Consider the following 22,464-nt stretch of genomic DNA (forward strand, 5'->3'; position numbering starts at 1 on the left):
CTGTATCCTTTGTGCTATTACTATTCAGCAGATATTATATAGTAATAAATAGGCTGCCCGCCATACTGCAATTCAATATCACAGGAAGGATACGCCTGTTCAAGGCGTGCCTTAAGGCTTTCAGCTGCTTCTACCTTCACATCCTCACCATAGTAAACACTGATTAATTCCAGTCCGTCTTCCATCATTTCCTGAACCATGCAGGCGGTCACATCAGAAACCTCACTACCAACAGAAAGGATCCCATCATCGCCAATGCCCATGTAATCTCCCTGATTGATTTCTTTATCATCAATTACAGTGTCTCTGACTGCATAGGTAACCTGACCGGTCTTCACATTGCCGATCTCGCGCTTCATGGTTTCTTCATTTTCTTCCGCCGTCAAATCGGGAACATAATTGATAATTGCCGTGATTCCCTGCGGCACCGTCTTGGTAGGAATTACAATAATTTTCTTATGCTCCACCATGGCCTGAGCCTGATTGGCAGCCAAAATAATATTTTTATTATTAGGCAGGATGAAAATTGTGTCCGCATTCACCTTGTCGATTGCATTTAACATATCCTCAGTACTGGGATTCATCGTCTGGCCGCCCTCAATCATGTAATCCACACCCAGACCCTTAAAAATTTCATTCATTCCCTCACCCACAGAAACAGCAATGAATCCAACCTCCTTATGGGGCATGGTCTCCTCTAGGGCAGCTTCTTTGGATGCCTGGCTTTCCTGAAACAGCTTTTCCTGATGCTCTAAGCGCATATTATCAATCTTAAGATTTGATAAAGCGCCATACTTAAGCGCCTTTTGAATGGCAAGTCCGGGGTCATTGGTATGTACATGTACCTTGACCACGTCATCGTCTGCCACTACTACAATAGAATCTCCGATTGACTCAAGATATTCCTTAAAATCCATCTCCTGTTTAATATTAAAGTTTTTCGTCAGCATGATGATAAATTCCGTGCAATACCCAAATTTGATATCAACGTCAGAATTTGCCTCCGGGGCGGTTTTCTTTCCAGTGCTTTTGGGAGCTTCTTCTATAGAAAAATCAATTTCCTTACCCAGATAAGCGTCATAAGCGCCCTTTAACACCTGCATAAGGCCCTGACCGCCGGAATCCACCACGCCTGCCTGCTTTAATACCGGCAGCATCTCCGGTGTACGCTCTAAAACCTCATCCGCATATCGAATGATTTCATCAAAAAATATCCCCAAATCCTCGCAGCCCTCATTCACAAGCTCCCTTGCCCTCGTGGAAGCTCCCTTGGCTACTGTCAAAATAGTGCCTTCCTTAGGCTTCATTACCGCTTTATAGGCAGTCTCCACCGCCTTTTCAAAAGCATCTGCAAACACAGGAATATCCAGCTTTTCTTTTTCTTTAATAGACTTCGTAAAACCACGGAAAAGCTGGGATAAAATGACACCTGAATTTCCTCTTGCCCCCCTTAAGGAGCCGGATGAAATTGCCTTGCACAATGCTTTCATATCCGGTTTTTCCATAGCCGCAACGTCTTTAGCCGCTGACATGATCGTGAGCGTCATGTTGGTTCCTGTATCACCGTCCGGTACAGGGAAAACATTTAAGTCATTAATCCATTCCTTTTTGGATTCCAGATTTTTGGCGCCAGCTAAGAACATCTTTGCAAGTACCTTAGCATCGATTATATTAGTCACAGCAAATCCTCCTCATTAATCAATCACTCTAACACCTTCCACAAAGATGTTGATTTTTTCAACTTCAATTCCTGTGAATTCCTCTACCTTGTATTTTACATTACTAATCAGGTTGTCCGAAACCGCGAGTATGCCCACGCCATAAGCAACGATTACATGAAAATTCAGCGTAAGCTTATTTTTTTGGATGATAACATTGATTCCTCTGGTCATGCTGTCCCTTTTAAGCAGCTTCACAAGTCCATCCTTGACGTTAATGCCTGCCATACCCACAATGCCAAAACATTCCATGGCCACACTGCCTGCATAACGGGCGATCACTTCACTATCAATTGTAATATTTCCCATATGCGTATTCATAGAAGTTTCTTTCATGGAATAATTTTTCATAGGCTGCCTCCTTATATTTTGAACATATATTAGATATTATAACCGTTAAATGGAAAAAAAGAAACAAAAATTTACAATAATATAATCCCCCGGAAAACATTTCTTATTTTCTGCTTGCAATTCGACTTATTTTCTGCTATTATACAACTGTTGTGTATGTTTATTATGAATTGTCAGGAGGTGCGGTGATGGCTAAATGTGATATTTGTGGTAAAAGCGTTCAGTTTGGGAACAATGTGAGCCATTCAAATAGACGAACTAACAGAATTTGGAAACCCAATATCAAGCGTGTTAAATGTAAAGTAAACGGAGCTCCCAGAAGATTGCATGTTTGTACAAATTGTCTGAAGTCTGGCAAAGTTGAAAGAGCTTAGATTGAAAATGAATGAGATTTAAAGAGAACTGTCATAGATGACTCTTGTCATACATGACAGTTTTTTATTACAATAAGCTGGCTTAGCAAGCGTAAGCGACAGCCTTTGTCCGTACCTGCTCTATGTTGCCGCTTTGCGGCAGATCTATGCCCGCATTTCCAATTCAAATTCCTGACGCAGTTCTTCGTAGGCCTCATTAATCATCAATACCATTTCATTATCCCCTGCCACATTATCCGGATGATACATTTTAATCAAATCCTTATACCGCTTTTTTAAAGCCAGCTGACTATTGACCCCCTGAAACAGCATTCTAGCCAGCTTTGCACTATTTTCTTTGGATGCCAAACCACTCCTGGTGCTTTTTTCCGCTTCAAATAAAAGCTTTTCTTTTTCCAGCTTTTCCTGATCCGTATTAAGCTGAATAAATCCATCTCTTAATATGGCCATCTTTTTATCAAAAAAAGCCTGATCCTGCTTAAAAATTCTCTGTTCCACATCAAGCTGACGGGTTGCCTGATCCATATCTGTCTCAAACTGCTTTCTTTCCGCTAAAAGCTTGTCCTTTTTGCGTTTCAACTCCTTTTTTTCTGTTTGGATCCGCTGATTTTCCTGGCGCAGCCAGTCTTTTAGCTCCCTGAGTCCTTCTTCCCCGCCCTCTGCCAGTATTTTATCAAACTCCTTTTGCTCTATGGTTTTCATATTAATCCTCTCCGTGCTTCCAATAGCCCGCAAATGGTACCCGCCTTGTCAAACTATAAGTAACAATTATATCCAATTAGCAACAATAAAGCAATGATGAACAGCGCTGTCAAATAATGATGTGCAAGAAAAAGCATAAGCAACATCCCTACTGCAATCCAAAATGCAATAAAACCAATCAGTCTCTTCATGCGTAATCACTCACTTATGCTTCTTGCTTTATCCTATGCGCTTCTTATCAAAATATTGCCTGTCCATTGTTCAGCCAGGCATCGCCAGCCTATTCTATTCATCTTCCGGAAATGCAATATCAACTGCCTTTTCATCATTTATCATTTCTTCCTTGGGAGCTGTAAATTTATCCACAATATCAGGAACCAAATCAAGCACCTTTGTTATGGTATCCTGATTTTTAATATTCACAAGCTTGGTGCTTCCATTTTTAATGACCAGCACCGCACTGGGCGTAAGCTTGCCAAAGAAGCCCCCTGCGCCGCCATTTTTCTTCTCCATCGTACTGGCGCCTGCTCCTACACCAAAAGATACATCCACAAGCGGTAAAATAATGGTATCATCAATTTTCGTTGCCTCTCCAACCACTGTCTTGGTGGATAAAACCGTATTCATCCCCTTCATTAAGGATTCGATTACCCCAGTAAAATTATTTTCTGACATTTACACTGCCTCCCTTTTAAATAATTTGATTAATGCGCGTATATCTTTATGAAAATAAATAATCCATGCACATTTTAGCAATCCAAATATTGTAATTCTGCCTTTTACCAAAAGAGCCCCCTCCAGAATCTGCCGTTCAAAATCAGGTACCACCTCAATATGATTTCCCAGCAGGGGATATAAAATACCATACGCCGCCATAACCTGTCCTGTACTGGCAGGATCTCCTGTGCCAATCAACAGCTCTCCTGTCATCTTTCGTGGCCGCAACATCTTAAACAGGGCATGAAGCTGCTCCCTGCACACCTTCCATCCACGATCAAACCTGTCACTTTGTAAAATTTCCACATAGTATCTAATATTATTTACAATATCTTTTATCTTATCACATATCCTGCCGATTGTGTACTGTATATTTTTCAGAACAGACCCTATTTTACTGAAAAATTTGAGGATTTTATTTTTTCCTTTTTCAGACTTATCGTTTTCCTCTTTTTCAAATTTATCTTCCGCATCTTCTCTATTTGCGGAATCCCCCTTTCTATCATCTTCCTGCCGGGATTCTATTAGAGATGAATCCGCCTCCTCCAAAGAATCTTCCGTCATCTTCTCTTTATTCTTATCCTGCATTCCTTCTTTTTCTTTTCCTTTTTCATTTTCAGAAGACGATTTCCGGGTATGACCTTTTGGTTTATCAGACCGGAAAACCGTAAAACAAAATACCCGTACCCGTAAATATGCCGCCGCCGGATAAGAAAATGCGGCATTTACTATATGCGCAAGATACGTCACCCTTACCTCTGCAGCAATCGGCGTCTCATCCTCCGTCTTCCTGTGAACCTGAATCCTATATCGAATCGGCGCAAACAGGATAAGCAAAGCCACCGTCAATATGATTCCAAGCACAACAAGCAGAATCATGCCCAGAATTTTTAAAATAGTTAGCAGCACTGCAACCATGCCCTTACTCCATATCACTGTTTTTCTTTACTTTTTGTTTTAAGAATTCCTTCAGATTACAATTCCCCAAGGTTTCTACACATTCCTGTGTCATCTTAACAACAATTTCTACCGCCTCCTCATGGCTTGCCGCAATCCCTACCACAATCGGAGGATGATACCTATAATATTTCTGTTTCAAATAAGCGCTGTGAAAAATCTCCAGCTGATCCGGAGAAGGCGCCAGCACAATCACATACACCTGCACTCCGGCATGATGTCTTAATTTCCACTTTACCTTCCACAAATTCCTGACTGTATCACCAACATAAAGATACCTATAAAACCTCATCCTCCAAGGCCTCCAATAAATCCCACCCAATTGATTGCATACATCATACCACACTTCCAAATAATTCCATAGTAAAATTATTATAAATTAAGCAAATACAAAGATACCTCAATTTAGGGCCGTCCAAGACCAGCTTGAAGAAGCAAATATTCCAAGCCTGCACAGTCCAATATAAATCTTATCAGGTTCCAAAATAAGCATCAAAAATCCTCTTGGCAATCGGCACCGCATAATCTCCTCCTGCTCCCGCCCCTTCAATAATAACCGTCACACACACTTCCGGATCTTCGGCAGGTGCAAAGCCCGTAAACCACGCATGGCTCTCCCCTTTCACCGTTCCATATTCCGCCGACCCTGTTTTTCCGGCTGCCGTATAAGAAAGCCCTTTTAACTTAGAGGCCGTCCCTTCCTCCACAACATCTATCATAAGCCCCTTAAGCGCTTCGGCCTCATTTTCCTCCATCAGCTTCCCATAACGATCCGGCTCAAAAGTTTTTACCTTATTCTCTGCACTGTTTTGCACATAATCTATCAAATAAGGCTTCATTAAAATGCCTTGATTGGCGATAGCACAGGTAATCATATTCAGGAGCAGCGGCGTGATAGAAGTAGTCCCCTGCCCTATGGAAACCTGCATCATATCCGAATCAATTGTCTCATCGGAAACCTCCACCCTGCTTATATTAGACTGAAAGGCAACCGGAAGCTTCTCATTAAATAAAAGAGCATTTAAAGTTTTCCCAAACTCATCCCGATTAAGAGAAAGACCAATATTCGCAAAGGAGGTATTACAGGACTTTGCAAAGGACCGTTGAAAGTCTACCGCCCCATGCACGCTTCCATGATAGCACTGAATCCGGCTTTCCTCCCTTGTAATAGAACCATTACAGGTATAATGATAATTCTGATAGGTATCCGGATTTTCCCTGATATATTCTAACGCCATCACAATCTTAAAGGTAGAGCCCGGTGGGTACAGTCCCTGAGATGCCCTGTTTAGCAGGATACTGCTTTCATCATCCTGTATCAAATCATCCCAAATATCCGCAATTTGCTCCGGGTTAAAATCCGGCTTGGATACCATAGCCAATACCTTTCCCGTATCTGGCTCTGTTACCACCACCGCCCCCTGATAAACACCCAGCGCTTTCGATGCCACCTCTTGAAGATTCACGTCCAGGGTAGTGTACACATCATCTCCCGGATACTTTTCCCCACTTACATCCAAAGCCGCCTTTTGGGAAAGAGGCGCATTTGAATGAATCAGATAATAATTTGCCTGAGCCTCCACTCCCATTCTGCCATTTGTAGCGTACCCAACCACATGGGAAAATAAATTCTGATAAGGATATTCTCTCTTTTCATTTCCCTCGCTGTCCAAAATAGTCTGGGCCAAAACACTGCCATCCGCAGCCAGAATCCTTCCCCGTGTGTTCTTGGCAATTAAAATCTGCTGTCGCCCATTGTAACTATTGCTCATCAGCTCCTGCTGGTGGGTTACGGAATAATAGGTAATATATCCTGCCAGACCCAAAAAAAGCAAGGTGAACATCCAGGTAATTAACATAATCTCTCTGTTTTTTTTGGTTATTTTTTTATTCTTCGTCTTCAATCATATCTCCTGCCGGATACTCTGTGTCCGTGCCCTCATTCTCCTCCCAAGCAGCTTCACTTATCCGCTGCAGCCTGCGCTTTGGGGCGGACCGTTTCTTTTTCTTCTTAGCCTTTTCCACCCTTGCCAGCCGCATCTGTTCTTTCTCATCCAGCCGAATCATATAAAGCCCCTCAATAACAGCAAACATAACAAGGGTTGTAAGAACAGAACTGCCTCCATAGCTGATAAAAGGCAATGTGACTCCTGTCAACGGAATGAATTTTGTGCCGCCTCCTATTGTAAGAAACACCTGAAAAATATAAGTAACTCCCAGTCCAAAAGCGGTCAGCTGATAAAATTTATCGTTTAGCCTGACTGAAATATTCATAAACATGATAAAACAACTGACGCAAATTAAAATCAGGCACACTGCAAACAAAATTCCAAATTCTTCTGCAATAGCGGAAAAGATGAAATCTGCCTCCACAAAGGGAATTGCCTCCGGCGTCCCCTTACAAAGTCCAAGACCAAACCAACCGCCACTGGAAATAGCAAATAGGGATTGGGTGATTTGGTACCCTGCCGAATCGATTACGCTCCAAGGATCCCTCCATGCCTGCACCCTGACCTGCACATGGGTGAATACCCGATAAGCAATATAAGCCGCCCCGGAACCTCCCAAAATACCGGCCAGCAGATAAAAATAGTTTTTTGTAGCCACAAACACCATCAGCACATATACAATAAAAAAAATTAGTGCACTTCCCAAATCCTTTGAAATCACCAGTACAATCACATGAGCCCCGGCAGCCACTGCCGTAGTAAAAACCTCAAAAAATCCGCTGCTTTCATACAAAGCGCTTGCTACATAAAATACAAACAAAATCTTTACAAATTCTGAAGGCTGAAAGGTAATTCCTGCTATAGAATAAGAAAGCTTACTGCCATAGGTGGTTTGTCCTAAAATCATTACCACAGACAACGCCGCAATCCCCACAAGCACATATACCCACTTTAGTTTTTTCAAAAATTTGAATTTATGAATAAAAAATGGAATCACAAGGGCAATCACAAGCGATCCTGAGGCAATAATAAACTGCTTTATTGCCTTATTCATATCCAATCTGGTAAGAATGCAAAATCCAATGGCCAGCAGCATGCACATATTGTTAACCACCAGCCGGTTCGAACCGGGATACAGCATTCGGTACAGTACAATAACTGCATAAAGCACAATCTGCTGAAAGGCATAAAAAAACAGATATGTAATATCCCCGGTTTCAAAGCAAATGACCAGAAAGCAGCTAAAATGAAGGGCAAACATCAACAGATTTTGCCTGGTATAAATACCGTTTCTTTGCTCCTCCTCGTCATAACGAAACACCGCAAAACATTCATAAGTATATAAAGTAATCAGCAGCGCAATCACATACTTGGAAAATTCGCTGACATATAACTCCATTAATCCACTCCTCTTTTATAGTGTCCTGTGGTATATTCCTTATAAAAAGGTTCTTTTTCTTTCAGGAAAAGTCCTTTAAAATACTGTATCACCCGCAAAGTCTCCTGCTTTTCCTCCGTGGTAAAATCCAGTCGGAAGCTGTCTGCAAGGTTCGCTGCTTTTGAACATAGCATGCTATGAAGGGATAAAGGCACACTGTTATAAATTATGTTATAACAGCAAAGGCAATCCGTATAAACAGGAAACTGCTTATGGTATCTATCCTTTAACATTGTAATTCCGGCATTTTTATGACAGCCTCCCGCCGTTTTTTTAACACAGTTTGCCGTAACCATCATAGGCAGCCTGCCATAAACAATAGCGGATGCCTTCATGCTGTTTCCCGGACAGCTCTCCAGTATTTCTCTCCATTCATGCGCATTGCACTCAACAGGAAGATAAAATTCCTCTGCCCGTCCTTCCCAAAAGGCAGCAGCTTCCCTGTTCCAGATATAAAGATTGGCATCTAACACCATTTGTTTTGGATGAAGCAGCTCTCTCATAAAAAGAAAGCTTTCAAGGTTTCTTATCAGTATACCCGCAAATAGACCTGATGCAAGTGCATTTTCGATTTTTTTTAAATATTTTATATTTTTTTCCCTTACAATATAGGGCGTTGCAAGATAAATTATGCTCTCCCGGTTCTCTGCCTCTGTTCTGCAGGGCCCATTTTTCCTGACAGTCAGCTTATCAATCAGTCCGCTGCCTTTATCATCCTGTGTTTCTAAAAGGCTGTAATCCAAATAAATGCGCCGGATTCCTTCTTCCAAAGCCACCTCTAACTGCCGAAAGGTTCTTACAAAAGCATGGAGCTTCTCTTTTCTTTCTTCAGTCTTTGTATCTTTTACGTCATCTTTATACCCTCCGCATACTGCAAGCTCTGCTTGCGGTACTGCCACCAATAAAGAGTTTGGAAGTTTGCTTCCGGACGTCTCACCGATTGAATTGACAGAATTCTGCTTAAGAGATTTCTGAAAAGGGAAGGCTTTTCTTTCTTTGTATGCAAGGCCATATTGACAGATGAACGCATCCTCCATGGCAAATAAGGCCTTTCTCCTTAGCTCATTTAAGGCGCCCACCGGCAAAAAGACAAAAGCGTCCATCTCCACTTCCACCTGCCCAGCCCTTAAGGGACCCTTCCCGCTTTTTTTCATCTGCCGTTCTACTTTCTCTATTGTAAGAGGCTGCTTACAAGCACTTTGAACAGCATCGCCAGTTACAGTAACCTGTAAATCTGCTTCTCCAGGCGCTTTTAAAGTCAGCCTTGCCAGTTTTCCGGGACTTAAACTAACCTTCGCTTTCACTGTTTTGCAAAGCTCACCCTTCACATATTGATTTTCGATCTCCCTGAGAAGTTCTTCGTCCGTTTCACAATAAGCCGGTGAATCAAAGCTTATCATTTCCCTGCCATTATGTCGTCTGTAATACCCCTCTCCCATTTTACTTCTAATATACAGAGACTTTAATACATCCATATCCTCCCTGCTGACCTTATAAGCAATCTGGGTTCCTTCGCAGCCAGACAGCTCTTGATATGCTCTGTTTTGATAGTATAAATCAATGTATTTTCGGTAAATTGCAGTTACTCCGGCAGCAAAGGCAGGCTTTTTCATCCTCCCTTCTATTTTTAAAGAATCAACACCGGCGTCAATCAGTTCCGGAAGCAGTTCTATGGTGCACATATCCCTCATGCTCAAAGGATATCCCTTTTTACCCTCTGCTTCGTAGGGAAGACGGCAGGGCTGGGCACATCTTCCCCGATTACCACTTCTTCCACCTAAGATACTGCTGAGCAGGCATTGTCCGGAGTAACAATAACACATGGCCCCATGAACAAAGGCCTCTATCTCAAGTCCTGTTTCTTCTTTCATTTTCTTTATTTCCTCAAGAGATAATTCTCTGGCAGGCACAACTCTGCTGATGCCCTCAGCCTTTACCAAAGCGGCTCCTCTACTGCCTGTAATCGTCATCTGGGTGCTTGCGTGGAGTGGCAAATCAGGAAAATAAGTCCTTAAAAAACGCAGAACGCCTAAATCCTGTACAATCACCCCATCTATCCCGTTCTCATAAAGGGGCAGCATGTACTGATATAGGGCATCTAACTCCCTTTCCTTAACCAGCGTATTTACAGTAAGATACACCCTTCGCCCAAATACATGCGCAAGATGTATTCCCTCACAAATTTCTTCCTGTGTAAAATTATCTGCAAAGGCCCTGGCACTATAAAGTGTACCACCCAAATAAACAGCATCCGCTCCTGCCTTTATAACACCCTTAAGGGCATCAAAATTTCCGGCCGGAGCCAGCAATTCAACTTTTTTCATATTCATCCTTATATTAATACCACGTTATCAACAGCTGCAAATTTTAGAATTGCTCTTTGCGCGAACCTTTTTTCGTAGAAAAAGCTGTCCGGATAGACAGCTTCTTAATCATATCTCATTATAGCAATTCAGGCCAAACCATCACACCTTATTTTTTAGCTCAGTTTCAAGCTTTACAATCTTCTTAGCGCTCTCATTAACTTCTGTCTGGAGAGATTTAACATTTTTTTCCATATTTTCAAGCTTAATCTGGGCGGCAATCAACTCATGCTTCAAATTATACAATTCCTTTTCCTTGCCCTGAATTTCTTCCTCTATCAATCCTATTTGCTTTTTCGCCTTAAAATAATCGTCCGCTATATTTAATTGCAGCAAGACATTCTGTGTATCCAGAGGCTGTCGTTTAAAGGAATCCACCTTGGCATATTCTGCCATCTTATTGTTAATGTAAGAGGCCACCTTCTGTAAATATTCTTCGCTTTCATATCCACTCAACGTAAAAACTTTACCGCCGATGATTACTTCCGTATCCGTTTTAACCGACATCAGGCTCACCCCTCTATATACAAAATATATAGTTCATCTTTCGTCCACTATACAATATCTATTATAATCAGATTATACAGGAATTTCAAGCCCTAAATGCTGATAGGCAAAATCTGTTACCACCCTTCCACGGGGCGTGCGGTTGATAAAGCCATTTTTTAACAGATATGGTTCATAAACATCCTCTATGGTGCCCGGGTCCTCACCGATTGCAGCTGCCAGCGTATCTAATCCCACAGGACCGCCCTCAAATTTTTGAATCATGGTAAAAAGGATATTCCTGTCAATATGATCTAACCCCATCCTGTCTACATCCATCAAATCAAGTGCTGTCATGGCAACTGCTTCTGTGATAATACCATCATGCTTTACCTGTGCATAATCTCTGACCCTTTTTAGTATCCTGTTGGCAAGTCTTGGTGTTCCTCTGCTTCGCTTTGCCATTTCCAAAGCCCCCGCCGGCTCAACCGGTGCTTCAAGAACCTGCGCAGACTGCATAATAATCACTTGTAATTCTTCCACAGAATAAAATTCAAGCCGGTGAATAATCCCAAACCTGTCTCGCAGCGGCGCCGATAAAAGTCCTGCCCTTGTGGTAGCGCCCACCAGCGTAAAATGAGGCAGATCAAGGCGGATAGAACGGGCGGTTGGCCCCTTGCCTATCATAATGTCTATGGCATAATCTTCCATAGCAGGATAAAGAACTTCTTCCACCTGCCGATTCAGTCTGTGGATTTCGTCCACAAAAAGCAAATCACCTTCCTGCAAATTATTGAGGATTGCCGCCATTTCACCTGGCTTTTCGATAGCCGGGCCGCTGGTAATCTTCATATTCACACCCATTTCATTGGCAATAATCCCTGCCAGCGTTGTTTTTCCAAGACCTGGAGGGCCGTAAAAAAGCACATGGTCAAGGGCATCCTTTCTCTGTCTGGCCGCCTCTATATAAATTTGAAGGCTATCCTTGATTTTTGATTGACCGATATAGTCGGTCAATTTTTGAGGGCGGAGCGATCCCTCAATCCGCATGTCTTCTTCCTGTAAATTTGTCTCTATCATCCTTTTGGCCATAATCTAATCCCCTATTCCTGCCTTCAAATTTGGTCATAAGCACAAATTTATTATCGAAAAGTAACTTCTGCTTTCACACTGTTCTGTCATTTTAAAACATATTTTTCAAGGCAAGTTTTAGGATTGTTTCTACATCCATGTCCTCATGATCAGGAACTGCCTTTACTGCCTTAAGCGCATCTGCCGGAGAATATCCAAGGGCTGTCAAGGCTTCCACAGCTTCATTTCTGGCATGGCTGTCCCCTGATAAATTGGTCTGCGTCTGTACCATCTCCTTGTGGATTGTCGTATCCTCCAATGAAATTTTATCCTTAAGGTCAAGAATCACCCTCTCTGCCGTCTTCTTGCCTACTCCCGGAGCCTTGGCAATAGCCGCCGCATCGCCTGAAAGGACTGCAAAACGCAGAGCATCCGCATTCATTACCGATAAAATTGCCAGCCCTCCTTTCGGCCCAATGCCATTTACCGTTATCAGCTTTTTAAATACCTCTAAATCATCCCTGGTTAAAAAACCATATAAAATAAACATATCCTCCCTGACACAGGTGTAGGTATACAGTTTAATATCCCCGCCTATTCCCGGAAGGCTTGCGGCTGTTCCTGTGGAAATACGAACGTTAACCCCAAAGTTTCCCGTATCCACCACCACATTTTCTTCTGTAAGATCAGTAATCTTTCCTTTGACAAATGCAATCATCTATGTAATTCCTTTCGATACAATTGTTTGAATATAAGGTAATACCAAAGAAGAAACCATCCCAATTACAATACCGGTAATCAATCCTGCAATCATCAGCGCAGGCAAATAATAAAATACTCCGTAAGTTTTGACCACAAAAGCGGCAATCAAAAGCTGCCCCATATTATGTGCCACCCCGCCCACCGCGCTGACCACAGGCACATGAAAGCTTCGGCTCTCTTTTAATCCCGTCATCACAATTGCACTTAAGACCGCTCCTGAGAGGGAATATAGAATCATAAAAAGATTACCAAACATAAGGCCGCTAAGCAGCGCTTTTCCCATGGTTAAAAAAAGCGCTTCTTTCCATCCGAATAAATATAAGCACAATACTACAGCCAAATTGGCAAGCCCCAGCTTAATACCCGGAATTCCAATCTGCAAGGAGATTAAGGTTTCTATATAGGAGAGAATCAGTGCAAAAGCCAATAAAAGTCCCAAATAAGCCGTTTTCATTTTCATTTTTAGTAAGTGACCGCATCCGGTGCACCCTCCTTGTTTGATTCAATCCGTATCACTAGCTTGTGGGGAAGACATATGATACTCTCACCATTTCTGCTAATTTCTCTTTGACGCGTACAAAGGCCATCCGGACAGTCAGCCTCCGCCACAGAAACCTTCCCATCCTGTATTACCATCAAATTATAGTGTTCCTCCTCATAGGGAAGCAAAACGCTCTGATTCTCCAGAACATCATACACACCTATTTCCTCCCCATCCTGAAAAACCCTGACCCTGCCGTCATTCATATCTGCTCTTTCATTTAGTAGAAGTGGAATTATCCAAAATAAAAAAGCAGCTAATATAATTCCCGAAATTATAGTGATATCTTTTCTTACTTTGCCCATGGGAACATTCTATCATGTGCGAACATATGTTTCAAGATTTTTTATCTCTAAAAGCGCCACTAAGTTTCCTCTTTTCCCTTGACTGGCCCGATGGGAAAAAAGATATCGGCTGTTGCAGCAGGTACAGATATCTGTAATCGCTAAATGCTCTCTGGCTATACCTGCCTTTAATAAAATCCGCTTATTTGCCTCCCACAAATCCAACTGATACTTTCCTTCTTTTTTTCCTTCTGTAAGTATGTATTCCCACTCCTTTGGAAAGTTCCTTTTAAAAACTTCGGCCGCATCCTCGCCTACCTCATAGCAGTCCTTACAGATGGATGGGCCTATTGCTGCCACAACATCCTCCGGCCTGGTGCCAAAGGACTTGTTCATAGCCTCCAGCATCTTTTCTCCCATACGGTTTACAGTTCCGCGCCAGCCGGAATGGGCAAGGCCAATGGCTTTGCTTTTTGTATCCACAAAGTATAGGGGCACGCAATCAGCATAAGAGGTACACAACACTATCCCTGGCCTGTTTGTGATAAGACCATCTATATCATCATAATCGGCGGGATATCGCACGCCCTTACCGCAGTCCTCCTCTGTCACAAGCCGTATATTTGTGGTGTGTGTCTGCTTTGCACATACAAACCGGTCCGGTGTGGTTTCCATAACCTCTGCCAGCCTTCTAAAATTTTCATCCACCGCCTCCTTGCTGTCTCCTCTTGTATAGCTTAGGTTCATCGTTGCATAAATCCCCTCACTGACACCGCCCATTCTGGTTGAAAATAAATGCCTTATCATTTCAAACTGCTCAAGCAGGGGAAATGTCAAATAGGGAATCTGTTTATACTGTCGTACCAGCATAGGCGGCTTTGCCATATTGTTGTTACTGTCAGCTTTTCGTATTAATTGCATTTTCAATAACCTCCATTGTCTGTCTTCCTTTAACATATACGCCATATTATCTTTTACCAGGAAAATGTTTGCTTTCCTGTATCATAGGGAAAAGCATTTTGGTACCAGCTAACCGTTTCCCCGGATATTGCTACCACATCATAGCGAATTTGCCGTGTGCTCTCTAACGGATGCCGGATTCTGTAATAATCTGAAACAAGACATATCTTTCTTTGTTTTGCAGGAACTACTGCATCTTCCGGCGTTCCTGACATGGTACTTTTTCTGTATTTTACTTCCACAAAAACAAGGCAGTTGTCATGGATACCAATTAAATCCACTTCCCCCTGCCTGCATCTGAAATTTTTTGCCAAAAGCGTAAATCCGTTTTCTTCAAGGTATGCTGCTGCTTTTTCCTCATATCTTTTTCCGATTTCCTTTTGATTCAAGCACGCATCCTCACTTTGCATTAGCCATCTTAGCCTTAATCTTATCCATAGCATCTACAAACACAAGTATTTCCGCCACTACCTCATAAAGCTCCGGCGGTATCATATCCCCAATTTCCAGACGCGATAAGGTGTCCGCCAATTTATCGTCCCTATGTACCGGAACATCCGATTCTTTTGCTTTTTCTATAATTTTTTCTGCCAGAATCCCTTTTCCGCTTGCAATAACCTTAGGCGCATCCTCATTTGGGTCATAAGAAAGGGCTATCGCCTGCTTTACTTTATTTTTTTCTTCCGCCAATTTCATCCCCCATTTCCCACAATTCCATTAAACTCTCTGCACCAGCAAAGAACCCCTGCAAGGCATTCTTCTAAATGTAAAGCTTTAAATGCTTACAGATAACTTTTTATCTTGTGAAGCATGTCTGCAAGACATTCTTCTTATACGAAGTATTAGGGTTTCTAAGTCCGTGTTTTTTACGGACTTAGAAATTCTCTTCGTGTTAGGCTCTGGCATCGAAGGAATAGCCCGCCAGCACGGAAACGTTTTTCCCCTGCTTTAAAATTTCATTCATTACATTTGTATTTTCATCCCGATTGATAAATTCCGCAGTCATGGAATATCCTCTGCGTGCAAGTCTGTCGTTTAACAGATCAATATTTTGCGCTATCAAATCAAGGGATCTGTCATCCTGTAAGTAAAATTTGGTAGAAACCTTCTGGTTCCGCAAGGAAACATGTACATCCACACTGCCTAAATGTTCCATATCCAGATGTAGCAAAGCGCTTACGCTCCCATCTTTTTTGGCCAAACTCTTTTTGTTGGTGTAGACAAAAAGCTCCCCGTTCGCATTCTTTCCCTGCATTTTTAAAGGAATCTGGACATAAGTGAAAACATGATTCATCTGATTCATAAAATCTATATTATTTGTAACATTTGAAACTGTCTTCGCAAGTGCCGTATCTCCCCTTGCACTTTGGGCCAAAACCTGGCTTAAGCGATTCATTTGGCTGTTTAAGCGCTCATAAAGCTTATCCACACTGTGTTCTTCCGCCACCTCCTCTGGAGGCAGAAGCCATTGCCTGTTCATCTCATTTTTCAAAAGGGTCTTAAACGCCTTACTCTCTAACAATTCAAAAGCAGCTTCCCGCTCTGGCAGGGCTTCCTTTTGCAAAAGCTTATGTATTTCATTTAGCAGCTCCTGCCCGCTCATACGGTTTTGACTGATGGCAGACGTAATATGCTCCGGAACCCCCGCCTGCTTTAAATGGCTGACCAATGCCTCCCTTTCTTCTCCCGAAAGGAAAGAAAGCGCCCCGTCTTTTCCTTCCATTAGAGCTGCGCTCTCCTTCTCTCCAAGGCCTGCCTGATTTGCCACTTCCGTCTGCTCCATTCCTTTGCCGTTTTCCAGCAAAGCGCCCAGTACATCCTTATAAAAAGCAAGACCTTCCGCTCTCCCGCTCTCCCCTGTAATTTCCTGAAAGCTTTGTGTAAAGGCATCCGCAATATCGGAAAGACTTTCACTTAACTGATGCTGGTAATTCTTATATGCTTCAAACTGTTCCATATTCTCCGGTGTTATGGGCAAAGAAAGCCTCTGCATCTGAACCAGCGTCTGTATATCCGTCTGTGGGTAAGCGCTGACCAGACGATTCATTTGATAAAGAGACTGTCTGTCTATGGGAAGTCCCTCCTGCATCATAGCCTTTACCATGCCGGCTGTTATGCTGTTTTCCGGAATGCCGGCAGCCATCAAAGCCTTTGATATATTGGGATCCTGGCTTAAATTTTCAAAAAGCGGGCTTAACAGAATTTTAGTTGAACTGTTATTTTTTATCTGAAAGCTCAGCAGCTGCCCCGGCAGGGCTGACATACTTCCTTCCAGCTTAGCTTGCAGCAATTGATTTTTACCCAGCGAAATTAAAATATCGCTGCCATCTCTTGCTAAGACCTCGCCGCTAATCACCTGGCCTGGCAGCTTGCCGAGTATGGCCTGCATCCCATTCTTAAGTCCCTGTTCCATGGAAGAAGGGCTTTCTGTCCCTGTATTTTCAACGTAGTTCTGATTCAATTGATTGATATAGGCTGAAAGCTTCATGGACGCTCCTTTCTCACTTATTCTCTGTAAAATTCTTAATAAAGCTTTTTCGGTGTATGGGTGTAGGCCCCAATTTTCTAATGGCATCAATGTGTTCCTTCACTCCATATCCCTTATGTGCCGCAAAGCCATATCCCGGATAAACACTATCATATTCTACCATCATTCGATCTCTGGTAACCTTAGCGATAATGCTGGCCGCCGCGATAGATACGCTTTTGGCATCCCCTTTCACAATCGGAACCTGTTTCATAGATACCTCCGGTATGGTTACAGCGTCATTTAAAAGTAAATCCGGTACAACCTGCAGTCTGCTGATTGCTTCCCGCATAGCCTCATAGGTGGACTGTAAAATGTTGATTTCGTCAATCCGTTCCGGCGACACAAAACCCAGACCTGTTGCAACAGCCTGCTCCATGATTACCTCATACAATTCTTCTCTTTTTTTTTCGGTCAATTGCTTCGAATCATTAAGATATAAAATTTCACAATCCTTCGGTAAAATAACTGCACTGGCAACTACCGGCCCGGCCAGCGGCCCTCTCCCCACCTCATCAACGCCGCATATCAAAGAAAAAGAAGCATATTTTTTTTCAAATTCTTTCATTTTCTCCGTGCGGGCCAGCTCTTTCTCGTATTCATCTATCTTCTTCTCCGCCCTTTTTACAAGCGCTGTTACTCCTGTGCGGCCATCTGTACCATATGTATTTATAAAAGCAGGCAGCTCACTTAAATTGGCTGCCTGCAGAATCTCCCTGATTTCACTTATCTTTTTTTCCATCTTATCCCCATACCTCTCTTAACTATTGGTGCTTGATAAATCCAAATTTCCCGAAAGGCCAAATCCTCATCCAAGCCTTTCCAACCAGTTCGTCCCTGTGAATATTTCCCACCACCGGGTCACGGCTGTCAGAGCTGTTATTCCTGTTATCCCCCATGACAAAATATTCATCTTCTCCCAGCGTAATAGGCTCATATGCGCGTCCTGGATCCGCAATTATTTCTTTTCCATAGGATTCTGTAAGGATGTTTCCATCAATGTATATAATACCATATTCGTCAATATAAACCGTTTCCCCCGGAAGTCCGATAATTCTTTTGATATAAAAGGTTTTTTCCTCATATCGGAACGGAAAAACGATAATGTCATACCGTTTCGGCTCCTCAAAGCGATAGGAAATTTTATCCACAATTAAGTTATCGCCATCATGTAAGGTTGGCTCCATAGATGCCCCGCTTACCTTTGTTCGCTGTCCAACATAAGTTACAACCAAAAAGGTCGCTACCAGGACAAACAATAAATATAGACTTGTGCTCAATATTTCTTTCAGTTTCTTATTCACAGCCACTCCTCCGGACGCTCTAAAGTAATATTTCCAAGCTTGCCACTTCTAAAATCCTCCAGCACCATTGCGGATGCTCTTGGCAGATCAGGAACTTCTCCTTTTCGGAAACAACGTCTGCTGATACAAATCTCCTCCAGGGTCTTATATGCGTCCTCATGTATTATGATTTGATAGCGCTCCTTCAAAAGAGAGGGATATTCTTTTTGTAAATAGCCAATCAACGTTCCCGCAAGTTCTTCCATAGGAAGAAGCTCGTCTTTGATAGAACCAATCATAGCCAGCTTTTCTCCCACCGCCTGATTATCAAACCTGGGCCATAAAATCCCCGGTGTATCTAAAAGCTCAACCTCCTTGTTAAGGCGTATCCATTGTTTTCCCTTGGTAACACCTGGTTTGTTCCCTGTCTTGGTACAGGCCCTTCCGGCAAAAGAATTGATGAAAGTAGATTTCCCAACATTGGGAATGCCTGCAACCATAGCGCGGACCGGCCTGCCTATAATACCCCGCTTTCTGTCCCGGTCTATTTTTTCCTTGCAGGCTTCTTTGATAAGGGGCCAAATACTCTTTATCCCAGCTCCGGTCCTCGCATTAATCTCCTGCACCCAAAATCCCTTTTCTTTAAAATACTCTGTCCACTGTACATTACGGTTCTTATCTGCTAAATCCGCCTTATTCAGCAAAATTATCCTTGACTTATGCTTGCCCAGCTCATCTATGTCCGGATTTCTGCTGCTCATAGGCACCCTTGCATCCAGCAGCTCTATTACCAGATCTATCAGCTTCAAGTCCTCCTGCATCATGCGTTTCGCTTTCGTCATATGCCCCGGATACCATTGATAATTCATCTTAGTCCTCCATTCTTTCCAGTGCCCTCAAATTTGGGCGAAAGCACAAATTTATTGTGTGAAAAATTTATTTTTCACACTAGTCCTCCATTATGATTCACAGTTTGTCTGAAATTTCAATCATTTTACCAGGCCCATGGTTTCTTCATCACAATTCATTTTAAACCATGCCCGTCCGGCAATCGTCTCTTTTTTTATTGGTCCAATATTTCCGGAACGACTGTCTTCACTGATGTTGCGGTTATCTCCAAGTACAAAATACTCATCGCTCTCTAGCAGGATTTCAGTCTCTGCAATTCCTGCGTCCGCAATCTTGTCATAGGATTCATCTTCCGCAAGAAGCTCTCCATTAATATATACATAACCGTTTATAATCTGCACCCGTTCCCCCGGTAATCCAATCACACGTTTTAAATAATAATGAGAGTTGGGGTTCCCATTAGGCAAAAAGGCAATGATATCTCCTCTTTTTGGTGAAAGCATTTTATAGACAAACCTGTTAATCAGCACTTCCTGTCCATTATAAAGTGCAGGCTCCATAGATACCCCAATCATACTGATTTTCATACCAATCGAAAAAACAATGACAAAGGCCAGCAGAACAGCCGCAAAGCAGTAGAAAAGTGTAACAAATATCTCCCGTACCATCTCCCTGCTGATTCGTTTTTTCTTTTCGTAAAAAGTTAAACCCTTATGCCTTGCCATACAATTCATTCCTCATCTGTCAGTACAAATAACCTTCCTTAGCTAAGCCCTAAATGCTCTTGGCATTGCCGCCGGCTTTGCACAGACAGGGCCTGCATACCATAAACTTAGCCATTACAACTGCCACATTTCATATTATCATATTTCCAAGCATAAGAAAAGGACAATTGTATTATCAATTGCCCTGCTCTCATCCCATGCATCGTAACAATTCAGTCAAACTGAGCCGTTACCTTCCATCATTTATGCACAAATTATTTAATCATTTCCTTTACTTTCGCACGTTTCCCTACACGCTCCCTTAAGTAGAACAATTTAGCCCGTCTTACCTTACCTCTGCGAACTACTTCTACCTTTTCCACATTAGGGGAATAAATAGGCCAGGTCTTTTCAACGCCAACACCGCTGGAAAACTTTCTTACAGTAAAGGTCTTCCTTGCGCCTGTTCCCTGCTTCTTCATAACTACGCCTTCGAAAACCTGAATTCTCTCACGGTTTCCTTCCTTGATTCTGCCGTATACCTTAACGGTATCGCCTACATTAAAATCTGCAACTTCCTTAAGCTGCTCAGCTTCAATACTTCTAATAATATCGTTCATTTTAAACCTCCATCATATTAGGTGACGCATCAGATGTTCTTAATACATACGTAGCAGAGGACCATCACAATTTCGCAACACCACTAACTTACCATATTATCGCTTAAATTGCAAGCAATATTTTTTTCATCCGGCTATTTCTTTTTTGCTTTCTTTTTTGCGTTTTCGGGCCTCTCGCTTTGCTTTCCGGATAAAATATGCTTGGTTTTCCCGCTCCCATTTTTCATAAAGATCAGGCCTTATCTCTTTTGTCTTTTTTAAAGATTGTTCTAAACGCCATTCCTCTATTTTTTGATGATCGCCAGACAAAAGCACCTCCGGCACTTTTTTCCCCATCCAGTTCCCAGGCCTTGAATACTGTGGGTATTCCAGCAAATAATTGCTAAAGCTCTCCGTTTCACCTGAATTTGCATTGCTGAGAACCCCTGGAACCATCCTTGCTATGGCATCAATCATCACCATAGCCGGCAGTTCTCCGCCTGTCAGCACATAATCCCCTATGGAAATAAAATCTGTAACGATCTCCTCAAGGACTCTCTCATCCACTCCTTCGTAATGACCGCAGAGAAAAATCAAATCTTCCTCCTTTGCCAGCTCCTTTGCCATAGACTGTTGAAATGTCCTGCCCTGAGGCGTCACATAAATTACCCTTGTTTTTCGTCCCTTTCTACCCTTTTCATCTATGTCGGCAGCTATGGCATTCCATGCGTCATAAACAGGCTGTGCCTGCATAAGCATACCTGCGCCGCCTCCATATGTGTAGTCGTCTACTTTTTTATGTTTATTTGTCGTATAGTCTCTGATATTGACAGCTTCTAATGAAATAATTTCTTTGTCCATGGCCCGTCCAATAATACTGGTAGCAAGCCCCTGCATAACCATTTCAGGAAATAATGTAAGTACATGAAAATTCATGGCATCTCTCCTCATACTCTAATCGCTTTCCTGAAAGAATCAGTCAAGTAAGCCCTCAAGAACATGAATTTTCATTTCGTTTTCCTTCAGATTCACATCAAGAATACATTCCTTGATGGCAGGAAGCAAAAGCTCTCTCCCACCTTCAAGGCTAATCACATATACATCATTAGCACCCGTTGCTATGACATCCTTAAGATTTCCTTTCAAAGCTCCATCCTCCGAAACTACTTGCACCCCAATAAGGTCCGCTATGAAATATTCATCTTCTTCCAATTCCACTGCATTTTCTCTTGTGACAAAAAGGCCTTTCCCTTTATATTTTTCAATATCATTGATATTGTCATAGCCTTTAAATTTTAAAATAACAAATTGCTTCAAAAACTTAACAGTCTCTATTACAAGGCAAAGCCGTTCGTTTCCTGTATCCAGCAATACCGTCTTTAATTTCTTAAAACGGCCTGCATCATCTGTTGTAGGAAAAACCTTAACCTCTCCTCTTACACCATGAGTGGAGGAAATAATTCCTATCTGAAGTATATCTTCCATATTCTGTACCCCCTGCATACCGTAAGGCTTTCAAACTTATAAAAAGGGATGTTCTACTTCCAATCATGAAAGAACATCCCTTCCAATAGCAATACGAAAATGTGCTAGACGATTTCCACGTCCACTTTTTGATTTTCTTTAGATGATGCTGCTTTTACCACAGAGCGGATAGCTTTTGCAATCCTTCCCTGCTTTCCAATTACCTTACCCATGTCAGATGCAGCAACATGAAGTTCGATTGTAACGTGTTTTCCCTCTTCTTTCTGGGTTACGACAACTTCATCCGGATGCTCAACAAGTGCTTTTGCTATTACTTCAACTAATTCCCTCATACTCCACCTCCA

27 protein-coding genes are annotated in these 22,464 nt (G+C 42.3%); 1 reads left to right on the plus strand and 26 read right to left on the minus strand.

Translation table 11 applies throughout. The features are described 5' to 3' along the window. Positions 1-20: 20 nt before the first annotated feature. Together D5281_RS02520 and D5281_RS02525 are read right to left on the minus strand one after the other, a co-directional pair. Positions 21-1,643 (minus strand): DAK2 domain-containing protein, encoded by a 1,623-nt coding sequence (locus tag D5281_RS02520; RefSeq protein WP_160558693.1) that lies wholly within the window; start codon positions 1,641-1,643, stop codon positions 21-23. Between the two features lie 51 nt (positions 1,644-1,694). Continuing rightward, a complete protein-coding gene (locus D5281_RS02525) occupies positions 1,695-2,054 on the minus strand; it encodes an Asp23/Gls24 family envelope stress response protein (protein WP_160558694.1) in 360 nt (119 codons plus the stop codon). A 203-nt stretch (positions 2,055-2,257) separates the two neighbouring features. On the opposite strand from D5281_RS02525, the gene rpmB reads away from it, so the two are divergent. Continuing rightward, positions 2,258-2,443 (plus strand): 50S ribosomal protein L28, encoded by a 186-nt coding sequence (gene rpmB / locus D5281_RS02530; RefSeq protein WP_160558576.1) that lies wholly within the window; start codon positions 2,258-2,260, stop codon positions 2,441-2,443. 144 nt (positions 2,444-2,587) lie between these two features. Here rpmB and D5281_RS02535 read toward each other — a convergent pair whose 3' ends face one another. The 24 genes from D5281_RS02535 to D5281_RS02650 form a co-directional block, all read right to left on the minus strand. Continuing rightward, the gene (locus D5281_RS02535) at positions 2,588-3,145 is read right to left on the minus strand and encodes a J domain-containing protein (RefSeq protein ID WP_160558577.1); all 558 of its coding nucleotides are present in this window, start codon (positions 3,143-3,145) and stop codon (positions 2,588-2,590) included. Between the two features lie 285 nt (positions 3,146-3,430). Then, positions 3,431-3,820, minus strand: a complete 390-nt coding sequence (locus tag D5281_RS02540; RefSeq protein WP_160558578.1) for a GerW family sporulation protein — start codon at positions 3,818-3,820, stop codon at positions 3,431-3,433. Further along, on the minus strand, positions 3,821-4,780 hold the full coding sequence (locus tag D5281_RS02545) for a DUF2953 domain-containing protein (RefSeq protein ID WP_160558579.1): 960 nt from the start codon (positions 4,778-4,780) through the stop codon (positions 3,821-3,823). It abuts the gene before it with no gap. A 4-nt stretch (positions 4,781-4,784) separates the two neighbouring features. Next, positions 4,785-5,111, minus strand: coding sequence for a hypothetical protein (locus D5281_RS02550; RefSeq protein WP_160558580.1), 327 nt, complete (start codon positions 5,109-5,111; stop codon positions 4,785-4,787). A 181-nt stretch (positions 5,112-5,292) separates the two neighbouring features. After that, positions 5,293-6,723: a peptidoglycan D,D-transpeptidase FtsI family protein gene (locus D5281_RS02555; protein ID WP_277935132.1), complete on the minus strand. Its 1,431-nt coding sequence runs from the start codon at positions 6,721-6,723 to the stop codon at positions 5,293-5,295. Continuing rightward, the gene (locus D5281_RS02560) at positions 6,707-8,167 is read right to left on the minus strand and encodes an FtsW/RodA/SpoVE family cell cycle protein (protein ID WP_160558581.1); all 1,461 of its coding nucleotides are present in this window, start codon (positions 8,165-8,167) and stop codon (positions 6,707-6,709) included. The genes D5281_RS02555 and D5281_RS02560 overlap by 17 nt, the downstream gene beginning before the upstream one ends. Continuing rightward, positions 8,167-10,530, minus strand: coding sequence for a peptidase U32 family protein (locus tag D5281_RS02565; protein WP_160558582.1), 2,364 nt, complete (start codon positions 10,528-10,530; stop codon positions 8,167-8,169). Before D5281_RS02565 ends, D5281_RS02560 begins: the two co-directional genes overlap by 1 nt. A gap of 141 nt (positions 10,531-10,671) precedes the next feature. Next, the gene (gene zapA, locus D5281_RS02570; protein WP_408637259.1) at positions 10,672-11,079 is read right to left on the minus strand and encodes a cell division protein ZapA; all 408 of its coding nucleotides are present in this window, start codon (positions 11,077-11,079) and stop codon (positions 10,672-10,674) included. Between the two features lie 69 nt (positions 11,080-11,148). Then, a complete protein-coding gene (gene ruvB, locus D5281_RS02575) occupies positions 11,149-12,147 on the minus strand; it encodes a Holliday junction branch migration DNA helicase RuvB (RefSeq protein WP_160558584.1) in 999 nt (332 codons plus the stop codon). Between the two features lie 91 nt (positions 12,148-12,238). Then, positions 12,239-12,844 carry a Holliday junction branch migration protein RuvA gene (ruvA, locus tag D5281_RS02580; RefSeq protein ID WP_160558585.1) on the minus strand — a complete coding sequence of 202 codons (606 nt, stop codon included), beginning with the start codon at positions 12,842-12,844 and terminating at the stop codon, positions 12,239-12,241. Then, positions 12,845-13,348, minus strand: coding sequence for a Gx transporter family protein (locus D5281_RS02585; protein WP_160558586.1), 504 nt, complete (start codon positions 13,346-13,348; stop codon positions 12,845-12,847). Between the two features lie 2 nt (positions 13,349-13,350). Further along, positions 13,351-13,734 (minus strand): NusG domain II-containing protein, encoded by a 384-nt coding sequence (locus D5281_RS02590; protein WP_160558587.1) that lies wholly within the window; start codon positions 13,732-13,734, stop codon positions 13,351-13,353. Between the two features lie 12 nt (positions 13,735-13,746). Next, positions 13,747-14,634, minus strand: coding sequence for a peptidoglycan editing factor PgeF (pgeF, locus tag D5281_RS02595; RefSeq protein ID WP_160558588.1), 888 nt, complete (start codon positions 14,632-14,634; stop codon positions 13,747-13,749). 53 nt (positions 14,635-14,687) lie between these two features. After that, complete coding sequence (locus tag D5281_RS02600; protein ID WP_160558589.1) at positions 14,688-15,062, minus strand: YraN family protein; 375 nt, start codon at positions 15,060-15,062, stop codon at positions 14,688-14,690. A 10-nt stretch (positions 15,063-15,072) separates the two neighbouring features. Further along, a complete protein-coding gene (locus D5281_RS02605; protein ID WP_277935133.1) occupies positions 15,073-15,363 on the minus strand; it encodes an EscU/YscU/HrcU family type III secretion system export apparatus switch protein in 291 nt (96 codons plus the stop codon). Between the two features lie 202 nt (positions 15,364-15,565). After that, positions 15,566-17,161 (minus strand): flagellar hook-length control protein FliK, encoded by a 1,596-nt coding sequence (fliK, locus tag D5281_RS02610; RefSeq protein WP_160558591.1) that lies wholly within the window; start codon positions 17,159-17,161, stop codon positions 15,566-15,568. A gap of 13 nt (positions 17,162-17,174) precedes the next feature. Next, the gene (locus D5281_RS02615; RefSeq protein ID WP_160558592.1) at positions 17,175-17,942 is read right to left on the minus strand and encodes a ribonuclease HII; all 768 of its coding nucleotides are present in this window, start codon (positions 17,940-17,942) and stop codon (positions 17,175-17,177) included. 22 nt (positions 17,943-17,964) lie between these two features. Then, positions 17,965-18,492 (minus strand): signal peptidase I, encoded by a 528-nt coding sequence (lepB, locus tag D5281_RS02620; RefSeq protein ID WP_160558696.1) that lies wholly within the window; start codon positions 18,490-18,492, stop codon positions 17,965-17,967. Between the two features lie 8 nt (positions 18,493-18,500). Further along, entirely contained in the window at positions 18,501-19,352 is an 852-nt protein-coding gene (gene ylqF, locus D5281_RS02625; RefSeq protein ID WP_160558593.1) for a ribosome biogenesis GTPase YlqF, read from the minus strand. Between the two features lie 120 nt (positions 19,353-19,472). Continuing rightward, positions 19,473-20,057 carry a signal peptidase I gene (gene lepB, locus D5281_RS02630; RefSeq protein WP_160558594.1) on the minus strand — a complete coding sequence of 195 codons (585 nt, stop codon included), beginning with the start codon at positions 20,055-20,057 and terminating at the stop codon, positions 19,473-19,475. A 254-nt stretch (positions 20,058-20,311) separates the two neighbouring features. Continuing rightward, positions 20,312-20,656, minus strand: a complete 345-nt coding sequence (rplS, locus tag D5281_RS02635; protein WP_160558595.1) for a 50S ribosomal protein L19 — start codon at positions 20,654-20,656, stop codon at positions 20,312-20,314. A 126-nt stretch (positions 20,657-20,782) separates the two neighbouring features. Next, on the minus strand, positions 20,783-21,571 hold the full coding sequence (trmD, locus tag D5281_RS02640; RefSeq protein ID WP_160558596.1) for a tRNA (guanosine(37)-N1)-methyltransferase TrmD: 789 nt from the start codon (positions 21,569-21,571) through the stop codon (positions 20,783-20,785). A gap of 39 nt (positions 21,572-21,610) precedes the next feature. Continuing rightward, positions 21,611-22,120, minus strand: coding sequence for a ribosome maturation factor RimM (gene rimM / locus D5281_RS02645; protein ID WP_160558597.1), 510 nt, complete (start codon positions 22,118-22,120; stop codon positions 21,611-21,613). A gap of 104 nt (positions 22,121-22,224) precedes the next feature. Next, on the minus strand, positions 22,225-22,452 hold the full coding sequence (locus D5281_RS02650) for a KH domain-containing protein (RefSeq protein WP_160558598.1): 228 nt from the start codon (positions 22,450-22,452) through the stop codon (positions 22,225-22,227). Between the last annotated feature and the right edge of the window lie 12 nt (positions 22,453-22,464).

The organism is Parablautia muri (assembly GCF_009917485.1).
GTDB classification, from domain to species: domain Bacteria; phylum Bacillota; class Clostridia; order Lachnospirales; family Lachnospiraceae; genus Suilimivivens; species Suilimivivens muri.